Raw genomic sequence first — 16,471 nt, 5'->3', positions numbered from 1 at the left:
GTGACTGTGTTTTTGTCATCTTTAATGATAATTATTGCAGTAATATAGGTGGTACCGTGCTTAAGCACCCTTGATTTTCAAATCAAGGGTGCTTTTTTATTACCTAAATAAATTCATCAAGGCTCTTTATCTATATTAAGTGTTTATATTTTTCAGGAGGAACTGTAATGGAAGAAATCGAAAGAGATGTTAATACCAAGCCTTTATCTTGGAAACAATATTTAGTAGTTGCATCATTGCTATTCGGTCTATTTTTTGGTGCCGGTAATTTAATTTTCCCACTTCATTTAGGCCAGCTTGCAGGAGCAAATTGGGGAATGGCCACTTTTGGCTTTTTAGTAACGGCTGTGCTTTTGCCACTATTAGCCGTTTTAGCTATTAGTGCCAGTCATGCTAAGGGGGTTTACGATATTGGCAAACCTTTGGGAAATAGTTTTGCTCTCACGTTTATGGTTTTAATCCATTTGACCTTAGGACCATTATTTGCCACACCGCGGACCGCGAGTATTTCCTTTTCAGTTGGCTTGCAGCCGGTATTGCCGAAATCAGCCACTAAGCCGGCACTTTTAATATTCTCGGCAATATTCTTCATTTTGGCTTTTATTATTTCTTATAAGCAATCTACGATTTTGACCAGTATCGGCAAAATTTTAAATCCTTTGTTTTTATTGCTGTTATTTTCAATTTTTTTATTAGCTGCTATTTCTCCAATGGGTGCTGCCAAAAATCAAAATGTTACTGCGGCTTATCAAAGTGCACCTTTCTTTAATGGTTTTTTGGAAGGGTACAACACTATGGATGCACTGGCTGGATTGGCTTTTGGCTACACAATAGTTTCAGCCGTACGCCAACTTGGAAAAACTTCGGCGAAAAGTAACGCAAAAGTGACTGCCAGAGCCGGTGTGATTGCCACAAGTGCAATTGGTGTCATTTACGTTGGTTTAATTTGGGTTGGAGCAACGACATTAAATCAATTTAAAATTTCTGCTGAAGGCGGTACTGTCTTTAACCAAATAGTGACTTATTATCTGGGTGACTTTGGTCATGCGCTACTTGCTACGTTAGTTACACTAACCTGTTTAACTACAGCAGTCGGTTTGATTGCCGCTTTCGCGCAAGACTTTCACCGCAGTTTTAGTAAAATTAGTTACCATGGCTGGCTGACAATTATGACTATTGTTTCCTTCATTACTGCTAATTTTGGTTTGGACACAATTATTTCCTGGTCAACACCAATGTTAATGTTTTTATATCCAATCGCTATGGTATTGATTATATTGTCGATTTCTGGTTCTTTATTTGACCATGATCCAGTTGTTTACTTCTGGAGTATCGTCTTTACTTTTATTCCAGCCATTTTGGATATGATTGCGTCTTTTCCTGCGCTAGTTAGCAAACAAGCATGGGCACTACAATTAAGAGCATTCCAATTACAATTTCTTCCTTTTGCTGACATAGGTATGGACTGGGTTATTCCGGCAGTTATTGGATTAGCAATCGGTTTTATTGTTCACTTTTATCATAAGCAAAGAACTAATTAATTGTGTAAATATTGTTCGATTTCTCAAGCGCATCTTTTGACAACAACTGTTTATAAAAGTAGATTAAAGAAAAAGCAGTTTTGTTAATGTAAAAGGTAGGATTGAGTATTTTGAATAATATGAACATGAATCATAGTGAAAATATGAATCATTCAATGGACGCCAACTCTTCGATGAAAATGGGTAGTCATGACATGATGATGCATGGCGGTCATATGATGCATATGGGTAATTTGAAAAGAAAGTTTTGGCTTTCATTAATATTATCTTTGCCAATTATCTTTTTGTCCCCTGCAATGGGAGTTCATTTGCCATTTCAATTTTCATTTCCAGGCTCTGAATGGGTCGTAGCCATTTTTGCCACAATTCTTTACTTCTATGGCGGTGAGCCCTTCTTATCAGGTGCATTTTATGAAATAAAAGCAAAAAAGCCTGAAATGATGACTTTGATTTCTTTAGGCATCACTACTGCTTATATTTATAGTATTTATGCTTTCGTTGAAAACAATTTACTAAGCAGTAAAGTCCATGTAATGGATTTCTTTTGGGAATTGGCAACTTTAATTTTAATTATGCTTTTAGGACATTGGATTGAAATGAAGTCCGTGATGAATGCGAATAGCTCAGTTCATGATTTGGCAAAACTTCTGCCAGATAAAGTTCACGTTCAAAATAATGGCCGAACAGAAGACGTAGCAATTAATGCTGTCCAAAAAAATGCTGTTATATTAGTCAAAGCCGGTGAAAGTATCCCACTTGATGGCGTGGTATTAAATGGTTCAAGTCAAGTAAATGAATCGCTCGTTACTGGAGAATCAAGTGCAGTTACGCGCAAAGAAAATGACAAGGTAATTGGTGGCTCAATAAATGGCTCTGGTACTTTAACTGTCAAAGTTACTAGCTCCGCAAATTCAGGTTTCTTGGCCAATGTTAATAAGTTAGTGCAATCTTCTCAAATGAATAAATCACGGCTGCAAAACTTAGCCGATCGGGTTTCCAGCTGGTTATTTTATGCCGCACTTGTTTTTGGTATTATTGCTTTAATCGTTTGGACCAGTTTACGGGGAATTTCTGGCGGTCTTGAACGGATGGTAACTGTTTTAGTTATTGCTTGTCCTCATGCACTCGGTTTGGCTATTCCTTTAGTAAATGCCAAAAGTACCTCGATTGGTGCCAAAAACGGCTTGCTCATTAGAAACCGCAACGTTATCAGTGTTAGTTCAAAAATAAATTATCTTCTTTTAGACAAAACGGGAACTTTAACTGAAGGCAAATTTCAGGTAAGAAAATATGATAGTTTAAATAAAGAATATGATTCTGCTGAAATCATCAAACTGATCGCTTCACTTGAGCAAGATTCTAATCACCCGATTGCGCAAAGCATTTTACAGTTTGCTAAGGAAAAAAATATTGAGCTCTATCCATTGTCAAATAGTAAGACTTTGGATGGTAAAGGTGTTTCTGGAACTTTAAATGGAAAGGAATATCAACTTGTAAATGAAAAAGCTGCTAGAAGTTTGGTGAGTCATTTCCCGGAAATTGATGCTTTAAATTACACTTCCAGCTATTTGGTAGCAGAAAATGAACTTTTGGGTTACGTAGCAGTTGGTGATGAAATAAAGAAAAATGCAGCAGCTTTGATTAAGCAAATTAAAGATCTTAACATTACATCGGTGATGCTAACCGGCGATAATGAAAAAGTCGCTCAGAGTATTGCGCAGAAACTTAAAATTTCTGAGGTTCACTCAGGCTTAATGCCAGCTGACAAACAAAAAATTGTCGCGCACCTTCAGGAAAAAGGAAACAAAGTCATGATGGTGGGAGACGGCATCAATGATGCTCCTAGCTTAGCTAAAGCTGATATTGGTGTAGCTATTGGTGCAGGAACTGATGTTGCCGTGGACTCAGCTGATGTTGTTTTAGTGAACAGTGAACCTCTTGATATTATCAGTTTCCTCAACCTTGCTCAGCATACTCAAAGAAAAACCATCGAAAACTTATGGTGGGGAGCAGGCTACAATATCATAGCTTTACCACTGGCAGCGGGTATACTTGCACCATGGGGAATTTTGCTATCACCGGCTGTGGGAGCGATTTTAATGTCTTTGTCAACAGTTATCGTAGCTATTAATGCTGAAACACTAAAAATATAAATATCTAGTTAAGGCACTCAATAAGAGTGCTTTTTTGCTAAAATAAAATAAATTTTAAAATTTTAAAATGATACCCCTTTTATTTTAAAATATTGAAAATAATACTAAAAACCTGTATTATAAGTGCAAGAGAATATTACTGCTTTAATAGCTTAAATACTAACATTTGAAAAAGGAGATTTAGTATGAGTAAAGAAGAATACCGTGTTGAAAGTGATACAATTGGTCCTGTTAAAATTCCTAAAAATGCACTGTGGGGTCCTCAAACTGAAAGAAGTCGTAAAAATTTTCCCAGTGGTGAATTAATGCCGCTTGCAATTATTCATGCTTTTTTACATTTAAAAAAAGCTGCAGCTGAATCGAATGTAGAAGTTGGCGCTGAACCAGCAGAAAAAGGGCAGGCTATTGAGGAAGCAATAGATCAACTATTAAAATTAGATGATCATGAATTGCGACAAGATTTTCCGTTACACGTATTACAAACCGGTTCTGGTACTCAGAGCAATATGAATGTTAACGAAGTAGTAGCAAATCTAGCTAACAAGATGCACCCAAATTTGGATATTTTACCCAATGATGACGTTAATAGAGGGCAATCTTCAAACGATACTTATCCCACAGCAATGAACATTGTGGCAGTGGAAGCTTTAGATAAACTTGAACCGGCTGTGCAACACTTAATTGACGAACTCAAAATTAAGCAGGACAAGTATTGGAAAACCGTCAAAGTTGGCCGTACTCACCTGCAAGATGCTACTCCGATAACTTTCGGTCAAGAGGTTTCTGGCTATATTTCAGCTTTAAAACATGATTTATCTTATATCAAAGAACTTAAGCCAACATTATATGAACTGGCAATTGGTGGTACTGCTGTTGGAACAGGCCTTAATGCTGCACCGGGAATGACTGTCAAAATTGCTGACAAACTATCTCAAGTTTATGGCCATGATTTTAAAGTTAATACCAATAAATTTTGGGGTTTAGCTCATCATTCTGGCATAGATGTTGTCCATGGTGCTTTAAAAACTTTGGCTGCCGACATGTTTAAGATAGCCCAAGATATAAGATTCCTGGCATCAGGTCCAAGAGCAGGCTATCATGAACTTAATATTCCGGCTAATGAACCGGGTTCTTCGATTATGCCTGGCAAAGTTAATCCGACACAAGCTGAGGCCGTGACTATGGCAGCTGCAAAAGTTTTTGGCAATGATACTACTATCACTTTTGCTTGTTCCCAGGGCAATTTTGAAATGAATGTTTATAAAACAGTTATGATCACCGCGTTTTTAGATTCTTGCGACATTTTAACCGGTACCATTAATGGTTTTGCTGATAAAATGATTGCCGGCTTAACGGTAAACGCTGAAAAAATGGACGATTTGCTTGCAAGTTCTTTAATGACAGTGACGGCTTTGTCACCTCATATTGGCTATCATGCAGCTGCTAAGATTGCACAGACTGCGGATAAAGAAGGTACAACGCTTAAAGAAGCAGCCCTTAAAAGTGGCAAATTAACTGAAAAGGAATATGATGAATGGATGGATTATATGGAGATGACCAATATTTCTCAGACTAATCCTGAAAAATAAATCTTTTAAATTTCTGTAGAGGAGAAATCAATGGGTAAATTTGTTTTTACGCCTAATAAGGCTTCTGAAATACAAGAAAGTTATGACGCAATTATAATCGGTGCAGGTGGTGCCGGCTTAACTGCAGCTATTCAGGCTCATGAATTAGGACTGAATGTTGCTGTCTTTGAAAAGAATTCTGATTTAGGTGGGAACACAAACAGGGCTTCTTCTGGAATGAATGCTTCTGAAAGTCTTGTTCAAATAAAACAGGGAATTATAGATGATAAAGAAGATTTTTATCGTGAAACTCTCAAGGGTGGAGGAATGATGAATGACCGTGAACTTTTGCGCTACTTTGTCGATCATTCTGCTCTTGCAATAGCTTGGCTAATGGATCACGGGATAGAGCTAACTAATTTAACTATTACTGGTGGGATGAGCAAGAAGAGAGCTCACCGTCCAGCTTCAATGGCCCCAGTCGGCAATTATTTGGTTACCGGTGCTTTAAAGCAAATCCACGAAGATAAAATACCAGTTTTTAATAATGCAAAAGTAACTAAGCTTTTACAAGATTATAAACAACAAGTAACAGGTGTCCAGGTTGATACTCCTGAAGGACAAGTAAAAGTAAATGCAAATGCTGTGCTACTGGCTTCAGGTGGCTTTGGCTCGTCTAAAGAATTAATTAAAAAATATCGTCCTGACCTGGTAAATTATCAGACTACCAATCAGCCCGGTGCTACTGGCGATGGTTTAAAACTTGCTAGTCAAATTGATGCACAACTAGAGCAAATGGACTTTATTCAAGTGCACCCAACTGCACAAACTGATACTGACCACGTCTACTTGATCGGAGAAGGCTTAAGAGGAGAAGGAGCTATTCTCGTTAACAAATCTGGTAAAAGATTCGTCAACGAGTTAAGTACACGTAAAATTGTTTCTGACGCCATTAGCAACTTAAATGAGAACGGTGCTTTTTTGGTGTTCGATCAAGGTATTAGAAATAACTTTACTGCTGTTGAATTTTATGATCACGTAGGATTGGTTAGTCACGGGGAAACAATTTCTGATCTAGCTCAAAATATTGGCGTCACAGCTTCGAACTTGAATGAAACTATTACTAATTGGAATGAGTCTGTCACCAATAAAACAGATAAAGAATTTGGCAGAACAACAGGAATGGAGCATCAAATTGCGCAGGGACCATTCTTTGCAATTCATATTAACCCGGCTATCCACTATACTATGGGCGGTATCCATATCAATCCCAAGACCGAAGTTTATGATACAGACGGTAACATTATTAAAGGCCTCTATGCTGCGGGAGAAGTTTCAGGTGGATTACACGGAAATAACCGAATTGGTGGCAACTCGATTGCTGAAACTGTCATTTTTGGTAGGCAGGCAGGAATACAAATGAGCAAGTTTGTCAAAAACCAATAACTATAATTTAACTAAATTGGTGCTTAAAAAAAGTGTCAGCCGTTGATAATACTGATAGGTATTTTGTTAGTTTCTACGCTTTGTAAGCTGGGGTTTTGCCAGTGATTTGTTTACTGTTTTTTATTTTACATAAGCAAAATTATGTTTAGCAGTTTTCAAGCTCTTTGTCGTCTAGCAGCGACGAAGGGCTTTTTTATTTTAGGTTTTTAAGTAAACGGGTATGCCAAAAATACTAATTTTTACCTTATTAACAAACCGAATTTTAAATATGTAAGACTGTTTTTATTTTTAAAAAAATTAAAAAATAAATTATTTATTTTGAATATTGCAAATAATAGAAATAAAATTTATAATGTGGATGTAAAGGATTACATTTTTAAAAAATTCGAAAGGAAATGACTTAATGAATAAGAAAGTATTATTGGTTGGAGACGGAGCTGTAGGTTCAACTTTTGCAAATGACTTGTTGCAACATACTAGTGTTGACGAGCTGGTAATCTGTGATGTGGTCAAGAATCGTCCAGTGGGAGATTCAATGGATTTGGAAGATATACTGCCTTTTACAGGCGAGTGTAATATTCATTCTGGTGAATACTCTGATGCAAAAGATGCTGCTGTGGTGGTAATTACAGCAGGTGTTCCCCGCAAGCCAGGAGAAAGTCGGCTTGATCTTGTGAATAAAAATGTTAGCATCTTGAAAAGTATCATTCAACCAGTAGTTGAATCGGGCTTTAATGGTATTTTCTTAGTTTCTGCTAATCCAGTTGATATATTGACAACTTTAACCCAAAAACTATCTGGCTTTCCGAAAAACAAAGTAATTGGGACAGGTACATCACTAGATACTGCTCGTTTAAAGGTTGATTTAGCCAGAAGATTAAATGTTCCGGTGGCTGAGGTTAATTCCATGGTTTTAGGTGAACATGGTGATACTTCATTTGAAAACTTTGATGAGTCAATCGTGGGCGGTAAGCCACTAACAGAATTTGCTCATATTGATGATAATATTTTGAACCAAGTTGAACTGAATATTCGTCAAAAAGGTGGAAAAATAATTGAAAATAAAGGTGCAACATTTTATGGCATTGCGATGATGTTAACGCAAATTGTTACCGCAATATTGACTAACCGTTCAATTGCTTTGCCTTTATCTGCACCAATTAATGGTGAGTATGGCATTAAAAGCGAACTTTATTTAGGCACACCTGCAGTAGTTGACGGGTCTGGAATCAGCCAGGTGATTGAGACTGAACTTTCAGAGTCTGAAAAGGCAAAGATGGTGGATTCGGCTGCCAAAATGCAAGAAGTACTAAATAATATTGCTTTAGATTAATTAAAAAGAAGGCATGAATAATGCAGGTTGGTAAGAGAATTTTTTTACAAAGAAAGCTTCCCGCAAAAGAAGTAGTTTCTGCATATAAAAAGCTGCCCTCATCAAATGTGGCTGACTGTATGAATAGAACAGGTGCAATGTCGCCCAGAATTAGGCTGATGTCGCACCCACATGAAGAAATGTGTGGTCCAGCTTTTACAGTTCATAACCGCCCAGGTGATAATTTAACTATTTATGCAGCTTTAAAATATTGCCAAGAGGGTGATGTGGTGGTCATCGATAATGAAAATGATAATACCAGGGCAGTTATTGGTGAAGTAATGATGACATGGCTGCGGGATCAAAGACATGTAGCTGGTGTAGTAGTTGATGGGCCAATAAGAGACATTGATAGTTTAAGCAACTGGGATTTGCCTATTTATGCTGTAAGTACCACTCCAGATGGTCCTTATAAAGAAGGACCGGGAGAAATTAATGTACCGGTTTCTTGTGGTAACGTAAGTGTTAACCCAGGTGACGTCATTTTAGGCGACGCTGACGGTGTTATCAAAATTGCTCTGGAAGAAGCAACTGAATTGTTGCCGATTGTTCAGAATTTTCATGAAAAGGATGAGGCAAAAGCAGCTAGTTTTCATGATGGTTCAGGAAATATAGATTGGCTTGATGATGAATTAAAGAATAAGAATTATAAAATTATCGACGATTTTTATCGCCCGGAAAATTATAGGTAATTACTATGAAAACACTTGAAAAAGTTAATTATAAGGGCTTTGTTTTACCTTTAGTGATTGGCGTGATTCTATGGGGCATCACACCGTTGAGACCTGGTGGCTTGTCTGCTTCCGCATGGGAGATGTTTGCCATTTTTGTAGCAACTATTGTTGGCTGTATTACAAAGCCTTTGCCAATAGGTGGTACTACTTTAATCGGACTGATAGTGACGGTTTTAGTTGGTTTGGCTCCAATCAAAGATGTTGTAGATCCCAAAACTGGTAAAGTGACATCTGGCATTCTCAGCGCCTTTAGTAATTCTGCTTCTTGGCTAATTGCTATGGCTTTTATCATGGCTTATGGTATTAGCAAAACCGGTTTAGGTAATCGGATTGCGTATTGGATGATTGAAAAATTTGGTAAGAAGTCCATTGGTATCGGCTATGCTATTACCGGTTTGGAATTAGTTTTAGGAGCTTTAATACCATCAAATAGTGCTCGTACAGGTGGTGTAGTTTGGCCGGTGACAGAATCAATCTCTAAAGATTATGATTCTGATCCTAATGATCCTTCAAGAAAGAAAATCGGAGCTTATCTTAGTTTTACAGCCTTCCATGCAAACATTCTGTCAACTGCTCTGTTTATTACAGGTGCTGCTCCTAATATGGTTGCTTCTCAAATGGCGGCACAGAAAAATTATAATATGACCTGGATCAGCTGGTTTACAGCTGCGATAGTTCCTGTTCTAGTTGCAACTATTATTATTCCAGTTGTGATTTATAAGATTTTTCCTCCAGAAATTAAAGAAACTCCTAATGCTAAAAAATGGGCCAGTGACCGTTTAGCAAAAATGGGCCCAGTGACAAAGCCTGAAATGATTATGTCAATAGTATTTTTGCTGGCTATTATTTTATGGGTTTTATCCGGAATCTTCAAAATTCCTCAATTAGATTCTACTTTTGTAGCCTTTTTGGCTGTCGGTTTGTTGCTATTAACTGGTGTCTTAACTATGAAAGATGCTTTAAACCAAACTGGAGCTTGGAATATTCTAATTTGGCTGTCAATTTTAATATTTATGGCAAGTAAACTTATTTCCTTTGGTTTCATTGACTGGTTTTCTAAGACTATTCAGACTAGTCTTCGCGGTATAAGCTGGCAAATAGTACTAGCCGTTTTAGTGATCTTGATGTTTTACACCCACTACTTCTTTGCCAGTGGTACTGCACATATGACAGCATTATACCTGCCATTCTTATCTGTTGCTGTTGCTACAGGAGCTCCATTAGGATTATCAGCTATGCTCTTGGCGTTTACCGGGGCAATTAATGCTTCAACTACTCACTATGCTAACGGACCGGCTTCTATATTAGCTACAACTGGTTACATTAAGCAGAGTGAATGGTGGAAATATAATTTTATTTTAGGAATTATTTATTTACTGATTTTCGGCGTAATAGGCACTTTATGGATGAAAGTTATTGGAATTTGGTAAATGCTTAAGGCAAACAATTTTATAACAAATGATGGTATTCGAATAACTTATTACGATACATTAAAAAGTGGTCAGCCTATTTTAGCGGTTCCTGGCATAGGTAGTTCTGCCACATTATGGCAAGAAGCTGTAAAGCTTTTCACAGAAGATTACCGCATTATCATAATTGATCCTCGAAATCAGGGACGTTCTCAAAGAACGTTTAAGGGGCAACGTATTAGTCGCCATGCAGCTGATTTAGCCGAGCTCATTAGCAGATTAGATTTACAAAATATTATTGCTGTTGGCAATTCCATGGGAGCCGCAAACATTTGGGCTTATGTTTCACTATTTGGCTCGCAAAGATTGCAGGCAATTGTTGACTTAGATCAACCTCCAAAAATGATTCAAGACAGCACTTGGCACTATGGGTTTAAAGATTTAACTTGGAAAAATTATCCGGATTATTTAAAGATAGATCAGGGCAGTGGTATTTATGCTCATATCAATGATGAGATGTTTAAAGAGGCCAAAATTGAAGCCCAAAAATATCCGTATAATGCTGAAGAAAATTATCTTTGTCGAATAGATCATGCTGAGCAGGATTGGCGGGACGTTTTAGTTAGCTTAAAAGTTCCTATGCTCGTTTTAGCAGGACAAAATTCACCCTTTTTTGATTATCATTTTGCCTATGTTACAAGAGAATTGAATCCTAAAATTGACACAGGAATAATAGCAAATTGTGGTCACTTAATTCAGGCGGAACAGCCTCTGAAAATGTATCAAGAAGTCATGAAATTTTTGCAAGAATTTTAGCTAAAGTGAGAACCAAATAAATGGATAAAACAATAGAGCTCAATTTAAATTTTCCAGACACAAAAACAAGATGGGAAAATTTCTTAATTAATCAGGGAATTACAGATTTCAGCTCCCGCGAAGTTGACGTTCTTGATCATACTATTGGTTTAATAGATGAAGATGGCCATTTGGTTGGAACTGGTAGTATTGCGGGCAAAGTTCTTAAATACATAGCAGTGTCAAATGATGAAGCTGTTCACGGGGCACGCTTTAATCAAATAGTGTCGGCTTTGCAAGAATACCTTTTTGGTCAGAAAATTTATCATTCATTCGTATTCACCAAGGCAAAATATTCGTCTAGTTTCGCCCATTTAGGCTTTAATGAGTTGGCTCATACTGATACTGCGGCTTTTTTAGAAAGTGGAACACCAAGTATTCAAGACTTTTTAACAAAAATGCCTAGAATTAAAAACCAAAATCAAAAAGAAGTTGCGGCAATTGTAATGAATGCTAATCCATTTACTTTGGGCCACCAAAAGTTAGTAAAACTAGCAAGTAGTGAAAATGATTTGGTGTATGTTTTTGTAGTGGCTACAGATGCTTCTTTATTTAAAACAACTGAAAGAATGGATTTAGTAAAAAAAGGAACTGCCAACTTTAAAAACGTGGTGGTAGTCAGTGGTGGAGATTACCAAGTTTCACGCTCGACATTTCCGGCTTATTTTTTAAAGTCACCTGATGAACTAATTACAACACAAACGGCGATTGACGCTTTAATTTTTAAAAATATTATTGCACCAAAATTGACAATTAAGAAACGTTATCTGGGTACTGAGCCATTTTCAAGGACGACTAATTTCTATAATCAAAGTTTACAAAAAATACTTAGTCCCACTATTAAGGTTAAAATTGTGCAACGCTTTCGTGATAACGAGAAAATAATTACGGCAACTAATGTGCGCCAATTGATCAAAAATAGTGATTTGAAAGATATTTCCACTCTAGTTCCACCAACTACAATGAATTTTATAAATGAAAATTATCAAATTTTACAAGAAAGAATAAAGAAAGGAATGAACATTGATGGAAATTAAAACTGTTGGAGTAGCAGGAACATTAGAATCTTCAGATATTCAGATAATGATTTCTGCTGGTCAAAATGGAATTGAAGTTGATCTGGATTCAGAGGTAGCTAAATCATACGGTGATCAGATCAAAAAGGTAATAACTGAAACCCTAAATAAATTTGGTATTACTAACGCAAAAGTTAAGGCTACAGACAAAGGAGCTCTTGATTGCGTAATTGCTGCAAGAACATTAGCAGCTGCGCAAAGAGCAACTGAAACTACTGACAAGCCGAGATTGGAGGTATTGCAATAAATGACTTATGTTAAAAATCGTTTGCGTCGAACAATGATGTTTGTACCAGGTAATAATCCTGCAATGGTTAAAGACGCTGGCATTTATGGAGCTGACTCTATTATGCTGGACTTAGAAGATGCAGTTTCATTAACTGAAAAAGATGCAGCCAGAATGTTAGTATTTAATGCTATTAAAACAGTTGATTTTGGTGGCGCTGAAATAGTCGTTAGAATTAACGGTCAAGACACTCCTTTTTATGACGAAGACGTAAAGGCAATGGTGCGCGCTGGAGTAGATGTTATTCGCCTGCCTAAAACTGAATCGGCCGCTATGATTAAAAAATTAGTAGCGGATATGGAAGATGCTGAAGAACGATATGGAGTGCAAAAGGGCTCAATTGGTGTTATGGCAGCGATTGAGAGTGCAAAAGGTGTTCTTAATGCTCCTGAAATTGCAACAGCTACACCATTAATGATGGGCTTAGCCGTTTCTGGTGAAGACTATACTGCTGATATGCACACACACCGTTATCCGGATGGACGTGAGTTAGAATTTGCCCGCAACATGGTATTGCAAGCTGCTAGAGCAGCCGATGTTTATGCTTTCGATACTGTGTTTTCTAATATGAATGATACAGAAGGATTTTACCGTGAAACCAAGTATATCTATGAACTAGGTTATGATGGTAAGTCTTTAGTTAATCCAAGACAAATACCTATGGTTAACGAGGTATTTAACCCTACCAAGGAAGAAATTGAAAATGCTCTTTCTGTCCAAAATGCTATTCAAGAAGCAAAGGCAAAAGGCTCAGGCGTTATCTCAATGAACGGTAAAATGGTCGACAAACCGGTTGTTGAGAAGGCTAACCGTGTTATTGCAACAGCTAAAGCATCGAATTTAATTGATGAGGAGGGTAATTACATTGGAGAATAAAGTAAAACGCAATTTGCCTGATGATTTGATGACAAAAATGAATCTTAAACCATTTGCATCTGTGGAAATAGGTAACCCTGAAGTGAAAAGAGTGGCTCCTAAGGTGCAAGTTACTACGGGAGAATCAAAAGTGGTTGATTCTTTAGCAGATGTTATTAAGAAAACTTTAAAAGATGGTATGACTATTTCTTTCCACCATCATTTTAGAAATGGTGATTTTGCTTTTAATAAAGTAATGAATCTAATTATTAAAATGGGTTATCAAAACTTAACATTAGCTCCATCTTCCTTAACCGGTGTTATGAATGACACGGTGATTGAAGCAATAAAAAAGGGTGTTATCACAAATATTACTTCATCAGGAATGAGAGGCAGCTTGGGAGATTTTGTTTCCCATGGTGGTTTGAAAAACCCAGTGATTTTCCGTTCTCATGGCAATAGAGCTCGTTCTATTGAAGAAGGAGAAATCAAAATTGACGTGGCATTTTTAGGTGTTCCAAATGCTGACCCAGCTGGTAATGCCAATGGTCAAGAAGGGGACGCAGTTTTTGGATCTCTGGGCTATGCTTTGATTGATGCACAATATGCTGATAAAGTAGTTTTGCTGACTGACAATATAGTTGATTATCCAAATACGCCTGCCTCAATTAAACAAACTCAAGTTGATTATGTTGTGAAGGTTGATCAAATTGGTGATGCTGATAAGATTGGTTCAGGAGCGACTCGTTTTACCAAAGATCCTAAAGAACTGAAAATTGCACAAACTGTTAATAAGGTGATAACAAATTCACCATATTATAAACAAGGATTTTCTTTCCAAACCGGGTCTGGAGGAGCTGCGTTGGCAGTGACCAGATACCTAAGAGAATCTATGCTAAAGGATGGGATTAAGGCATCATTCGCGCTCGGCGGTATAACTAAGCCTACGACTGATCTTCTTGAGGAAGGCCTGGTCAAGAAAATCATGGATGTTCAGGACTTTGACAAGGGTGCTGCAGCTTCAATGGCCCAAAATAAAAACCAACAGGAAATTGATGCTTCCTGGTACGCTGATCCTCATAATAAAGGAGCTGTAGTAAATAACTTAGATGTGGCTATTCTTTCAGCTTTGCAAATTGATACCAATTTTAACGTTAACGTAATGACAGGCTCCGATGGCGTTATTCGCGGTGCCATAGGTGGTCACCAGGATGCGGCTGCAGCAAAAATGACTATTATCACTGCTCCGCTAGTACGTGGACGCAATGCTACAGTAGTACCAGAAGTGGAAACAGTTGTTACACCAGGAGATTCAATTGATGTTTTAGTGACCGAAAGAGGAATTGCGATTAATCCCCGCCGTAAAGACTTAATAGCTGCTTTTGCTAAGGTTCCTGAACTCAATATTGTTGATATCAAAGAACTGCAAAAAATGGCACAAAAACAGGTTGGAACACCAAAGCCACTAGAATATACTGATCGTGTTGTTGCTTTAATTCAATATCGGGATGGCACTATTATTGATACAATTAAGCAAGTAAAAGATTAACTAATTATTTTAATAAAGTGTGAGAATGAGGCTAAGACTTGTTCTCACACTTTTTAGTTATAATATAAAAATAGAAAGAAGATGATAAAATGGTAAAAACAATATTTACTGAAGGAGAACCACAGAGTATTACAGAGGTATTAGCTAATAAGGATGAAAGGGTAGAGTTGCAACAAACAATATTTCACAAGTTTCCTGAATGTACGCTGCTGGATGTTAAATTAAACATTCCCGGCCCTATTAAAAACAATCGCTATTTAAAAGAAATTTTTGCTTCAGGTATTCTAAATTTAGAAGAAATTTTGCAAAATAGCCAGTTACCTTTTACTTTGTATGAACATTGGGAGAGAGCAGCAGGTTCAGAAAACTTCTATCTCGTTAATGCTGATTATCGTTTAGTTAAAAAAAGGGCAGTTGAATTTGAAAATAAACAAAAAATTAATCGGCTATTTGATGCCGATGTATTAATTAAAAAGCAAAAACAGGCAATATCCCGCAAAGATCTGGACTTGCCTGTTCGCAAATGCTTTTTATGTTCAAAACCCGCTAAAGAATGCGCTCGCTCAAGAACACATTCAGTGGCAGATCTGCAAAATTATATTACAAGCTTATATAATGAAGAGTTCTGTAAAAAATCCGCAAATTAAAGTGCCTCATTTTTGCGTAAAACTCTTTCAGCTATACCCGAAGTGGTAATTAAATGCGTTATTATGCCAGATCTAAGAGCCCCCAAAAGTGCATCTTCCTTAAACCTGTTTTTAACAATTACAAACCGATCAGGAACTGCAAAAATGTCGGAAAGACTGATGCCAGATATATGAGGCTCAATTGGACTATAAAAACGACCTTTAATATCATAAGGTCTGCCAAAAATAATTCCTGCTAACTGATTTTTTTCAATTCCAGTAAACAGTTTATCAGCATAATAATCCATAAAAAATTGCCCTGATTCCAGTGATTGCATGGTACCAATACTTGCAAATACCAGATCAAGTTGTGAAAAATATTTTTCAATATATTGATAATAAGGTTCTTGCTGAATTTTTTTGATAAGTCTCGGATCAATTGCATAAAGAGGTGCGGGGAAGGTTAAACTTTTTGCATTAAATTTGTCAGCAGCATGTTGAATAAGCGGCTGCTTGCGTTTACTAGAATTTACCACTTGACCTAATAGTTGAATAAATGTCAGGTCAGCGCGAGTTTCGGCTGAAAAATCATCAATAATGTCTCTTAAAAGTGTCCCCCAAGTTAATCCCACAACGTGAGCAGAATTAATATAGTTTTGAATTTGTTTGGCGGCAAAATTGACAATCATTTCATTGTCTTGATTTTTAGTTTCTTTATCTTCTAAGATATAAACTTCTTTCAGATCGAAAAGTTTTTGAAACTCCCGTTCAAGATTTTGCGCTCTTTTGGGACTTTGATAAATACTAATTTTTACAATACCCTTGTCTTCCGCTTCGTCTATTGCTTTTGCAATAAGATAACGAGAAAGGTTGTATTTCTTAGAAATTTCAGCAATATTTAACTTACTTAAAAAATAGTCATGTGCAATATTTGCAATTTGCTCATCTGTTAACAATGTCATTTGGTTATTCCTATTCTTCATACTCTACATTTATTTTAA

At 36.9% G+C, this 16,471-nt stretch carries 14 protein-coding genes and 1 other annotated feature (1 of these 15 cut by a window edge); of the genes, 13 read left to right on the top strand and 1 reads right to left on the bottom strand.

Going from position 1 to position 16,471, the window contains the following annotated elements; all coding sequences use genetic code 11:
* Positions 1 to 75: a binding site (T-box leader), on the top strand (it extends 175 nt beyond the left edge of the window).
* A gap of 92 nt (positions 76 to 167) precedes the next feature.
* From brnQ to citX, 13 genes are all read left to right on the top strand, one after another.
* Positions 168 to 1,541 (top strand): branched-chain amino acid transport system II carrier protein, encoded by a 1,374-nt coding sequence (gene brnQ / locus F5ESL0259_RS04640; protein WP_122037636.1) that lies wholly within the window; start codon positions 168 to 170, stop codon positions 1,539 to 1,541.
* A 101-nt stretch (positions 1,542 to 1,642) separates the two neighbouring features.
* On the top strand, positions 1,643 to 3,694 hold the full coding sequence (locus F5ESL0259_RS04635) for a copper-translocating P-type ATPase (RefSeq protein ID WP_370448800.1): 2,052 nt from the start codon (positions 1,643 to 1,645) through the stop codon (positions 3,692 to 3,694).
* A gap of 185 nt (positions 3,695 to 3,879) precedes the next feature.
* Complete coding sequence (locus F5ESL0259_RS04630) at positions 3,880 to 5,283, top strand: class II fumarate hydratase (protein ID WP_122037635.1); 1,404 nt, start codon at positions 3,880 to 3,882, stop codon at positions 5,281 to 5,283.
* A gap of 30 nt (positions 5,284 to 5,313) precedes the next feature.
* Positions 5,314 to 6,708 carry a flavocytochrome c gene (locus F5ESL0259_RS04625; RefSeq protein ID WP_122037634.1) on the top strand — a complete coding sequence of 465 codons (1,395 nt, stop codon included), beginning with the start codon at positions 5,314 to 5,316 and terminating at the stop codon, positions 6,706 to 6,708.
* Between the two features lie 403 nt (positions 6,709 to 7,111).
* Complete coding sequence (locus F5ESL0259_RS04620; RefSeq protein ID WP_046324909.1) at positions 7,112 to 8,041, top strand: L-lactate dehydrogenase; 930 nt, start codon at positions 7,112 to 7,114, stop codon at positions 8,039 to 8,041.
* 20 nt (positions 8,042 to 8,061) lie between these two features.
* Positions 8,062 to 8,772: a dimethylmenaquinone methyltransferase gene (locus F5ESL0259_RS04615; RefSeq protein WP_046324908.1), complete on the top strand. Its 711-nt coding sequence runs from the start codon at positions 8,062 to 8,064 to the stop codon at positions 8,770 to 8,772.
* Between the two features lie 5 nt (positions 8,773 to 8,777).
* Positions 8,778 to 10,244 carry a DASS family sodium-coupled anion symporter gene (locus F5ESL0259_RS04610; RefSeq protein WP_122037633.1) on the top strand — a complete coding sequence of 489 codons (1,467 nt, stop codon included), beginning with the start codon at positions 8,778 to 8,780 and terminating at the stop codon, positions 10,242 to 10,244.
* The gene (locus tag F5ESL0259_RS04605; RefSeq protein WP_122037632.1) at positions 10,245 to 11,039 is read left to right on the top strand and encodes an alpha/beta fold hydrolase; all 795 of its coding nucleotides are present in this window, start codon (positions 10,245 to 10,247) and stop codon (positions 11,037 to 11,039) included.
* A gap of 20 nt (positions 11,040 to 11,059) precedes the next feature.
* Positions 11,060 to 12,115: a [citrate (pro-3S)-lyase] ligase gene (gene citC / locus F5ESL0259_RS04600; RefSeq protein WP_122037631.1), complete on the top strand. Its 1,056-nt coding sequence runs from the start codon at positions 11,060 to 11,062 to the stop codon at positions 12,113 to 12,115.
* Positions 12,105 to 12,401 (top strand): citrate lyase acyl carrier protein, encoded by a 297-nt coding sequence (gene citD / locus F5ESL0259_RS04595; RefSeq protein ID WP_046324904.1) that lies wholly within the window; start codon positions 12,105 to 12,107, stop codon positions 12,399 to 12,401. Before citC ends, citD begins: the two co-directional genes overlap by 11 nt.
* Complete coding sequence (locus F5ESL0259_RS04590) at positions 12,402 to 13,316, top strand: aldolase/citrate lyase family protein (RefSeq protein ID WP_122037630.1); 915 nt, start codon at positions 12,402 to 12,404, stop codon at positions 13,314 to 13,316.
* Positions 13,306 to 14,844 carry a citrate lyase subunit alpha gene (gene citF, locus F5ESL0259_RS04585; RefSeq protein WP_122037629.1) on the top strand — a complete coding sequence of 513 codons (1,539 nt, stop codon included), beginning with the start codon at positions 13,306 to 13,308 and terminating at the stop codon, positions 14,842 to 14,844. The genes F5ESL0259_RS04590 and citF overlap by 11 nt, the downstream gene beginning before the upstream one ends.
* 89 nt (positions 14,845 to 14,933) lie before the next feature.
* Positions 14,934 to 15,491: a citrate lyase holo-[acyl-carrier protein] synthase gene (gene citX / locus F5ESL0259_RS04580; protein ID WP_122037628.1), complete on the top strand. Its 558-nt coding sequence runs from the start codon at positions 14,934 to 14,936 to the stop codon at positions 15,489 to 15,491.
* Here citX and F5ESL0259_RS04575 read toward each other — a convergent pair.
* Positions 15,488 to 16,432 (bottom strand): sugar-binding transcriptional regulator, encoded by a 945-nt coding sequence (locus F5ESL0259_RS04575; RefSeq protein WP_110446139.1) that lies wholly within the window; start codon positions 16,430 to 16,432, stop codon positions 15,488 to 15,490. The two genes, citX and F5ESL0259_RS04575, sit on opposite strands and share 4 nt — an antisense overlap.
* Between the last annotated feature and the right edge of the window lie 39 nt (positions 16,433 to 16,471).

This window comes from Lactobacillus sp. ESL0259 (assembly GCF_003693045.1).
GTDB lineage: Bacteria > Bacillota > Bacilli > Lactobacillales > Lactobacillaceae > Lactobacillus > Lactobacillus melliventris.
This window is presented reverse-complemented; position numbering and strand designations above follow the sequence as displayed.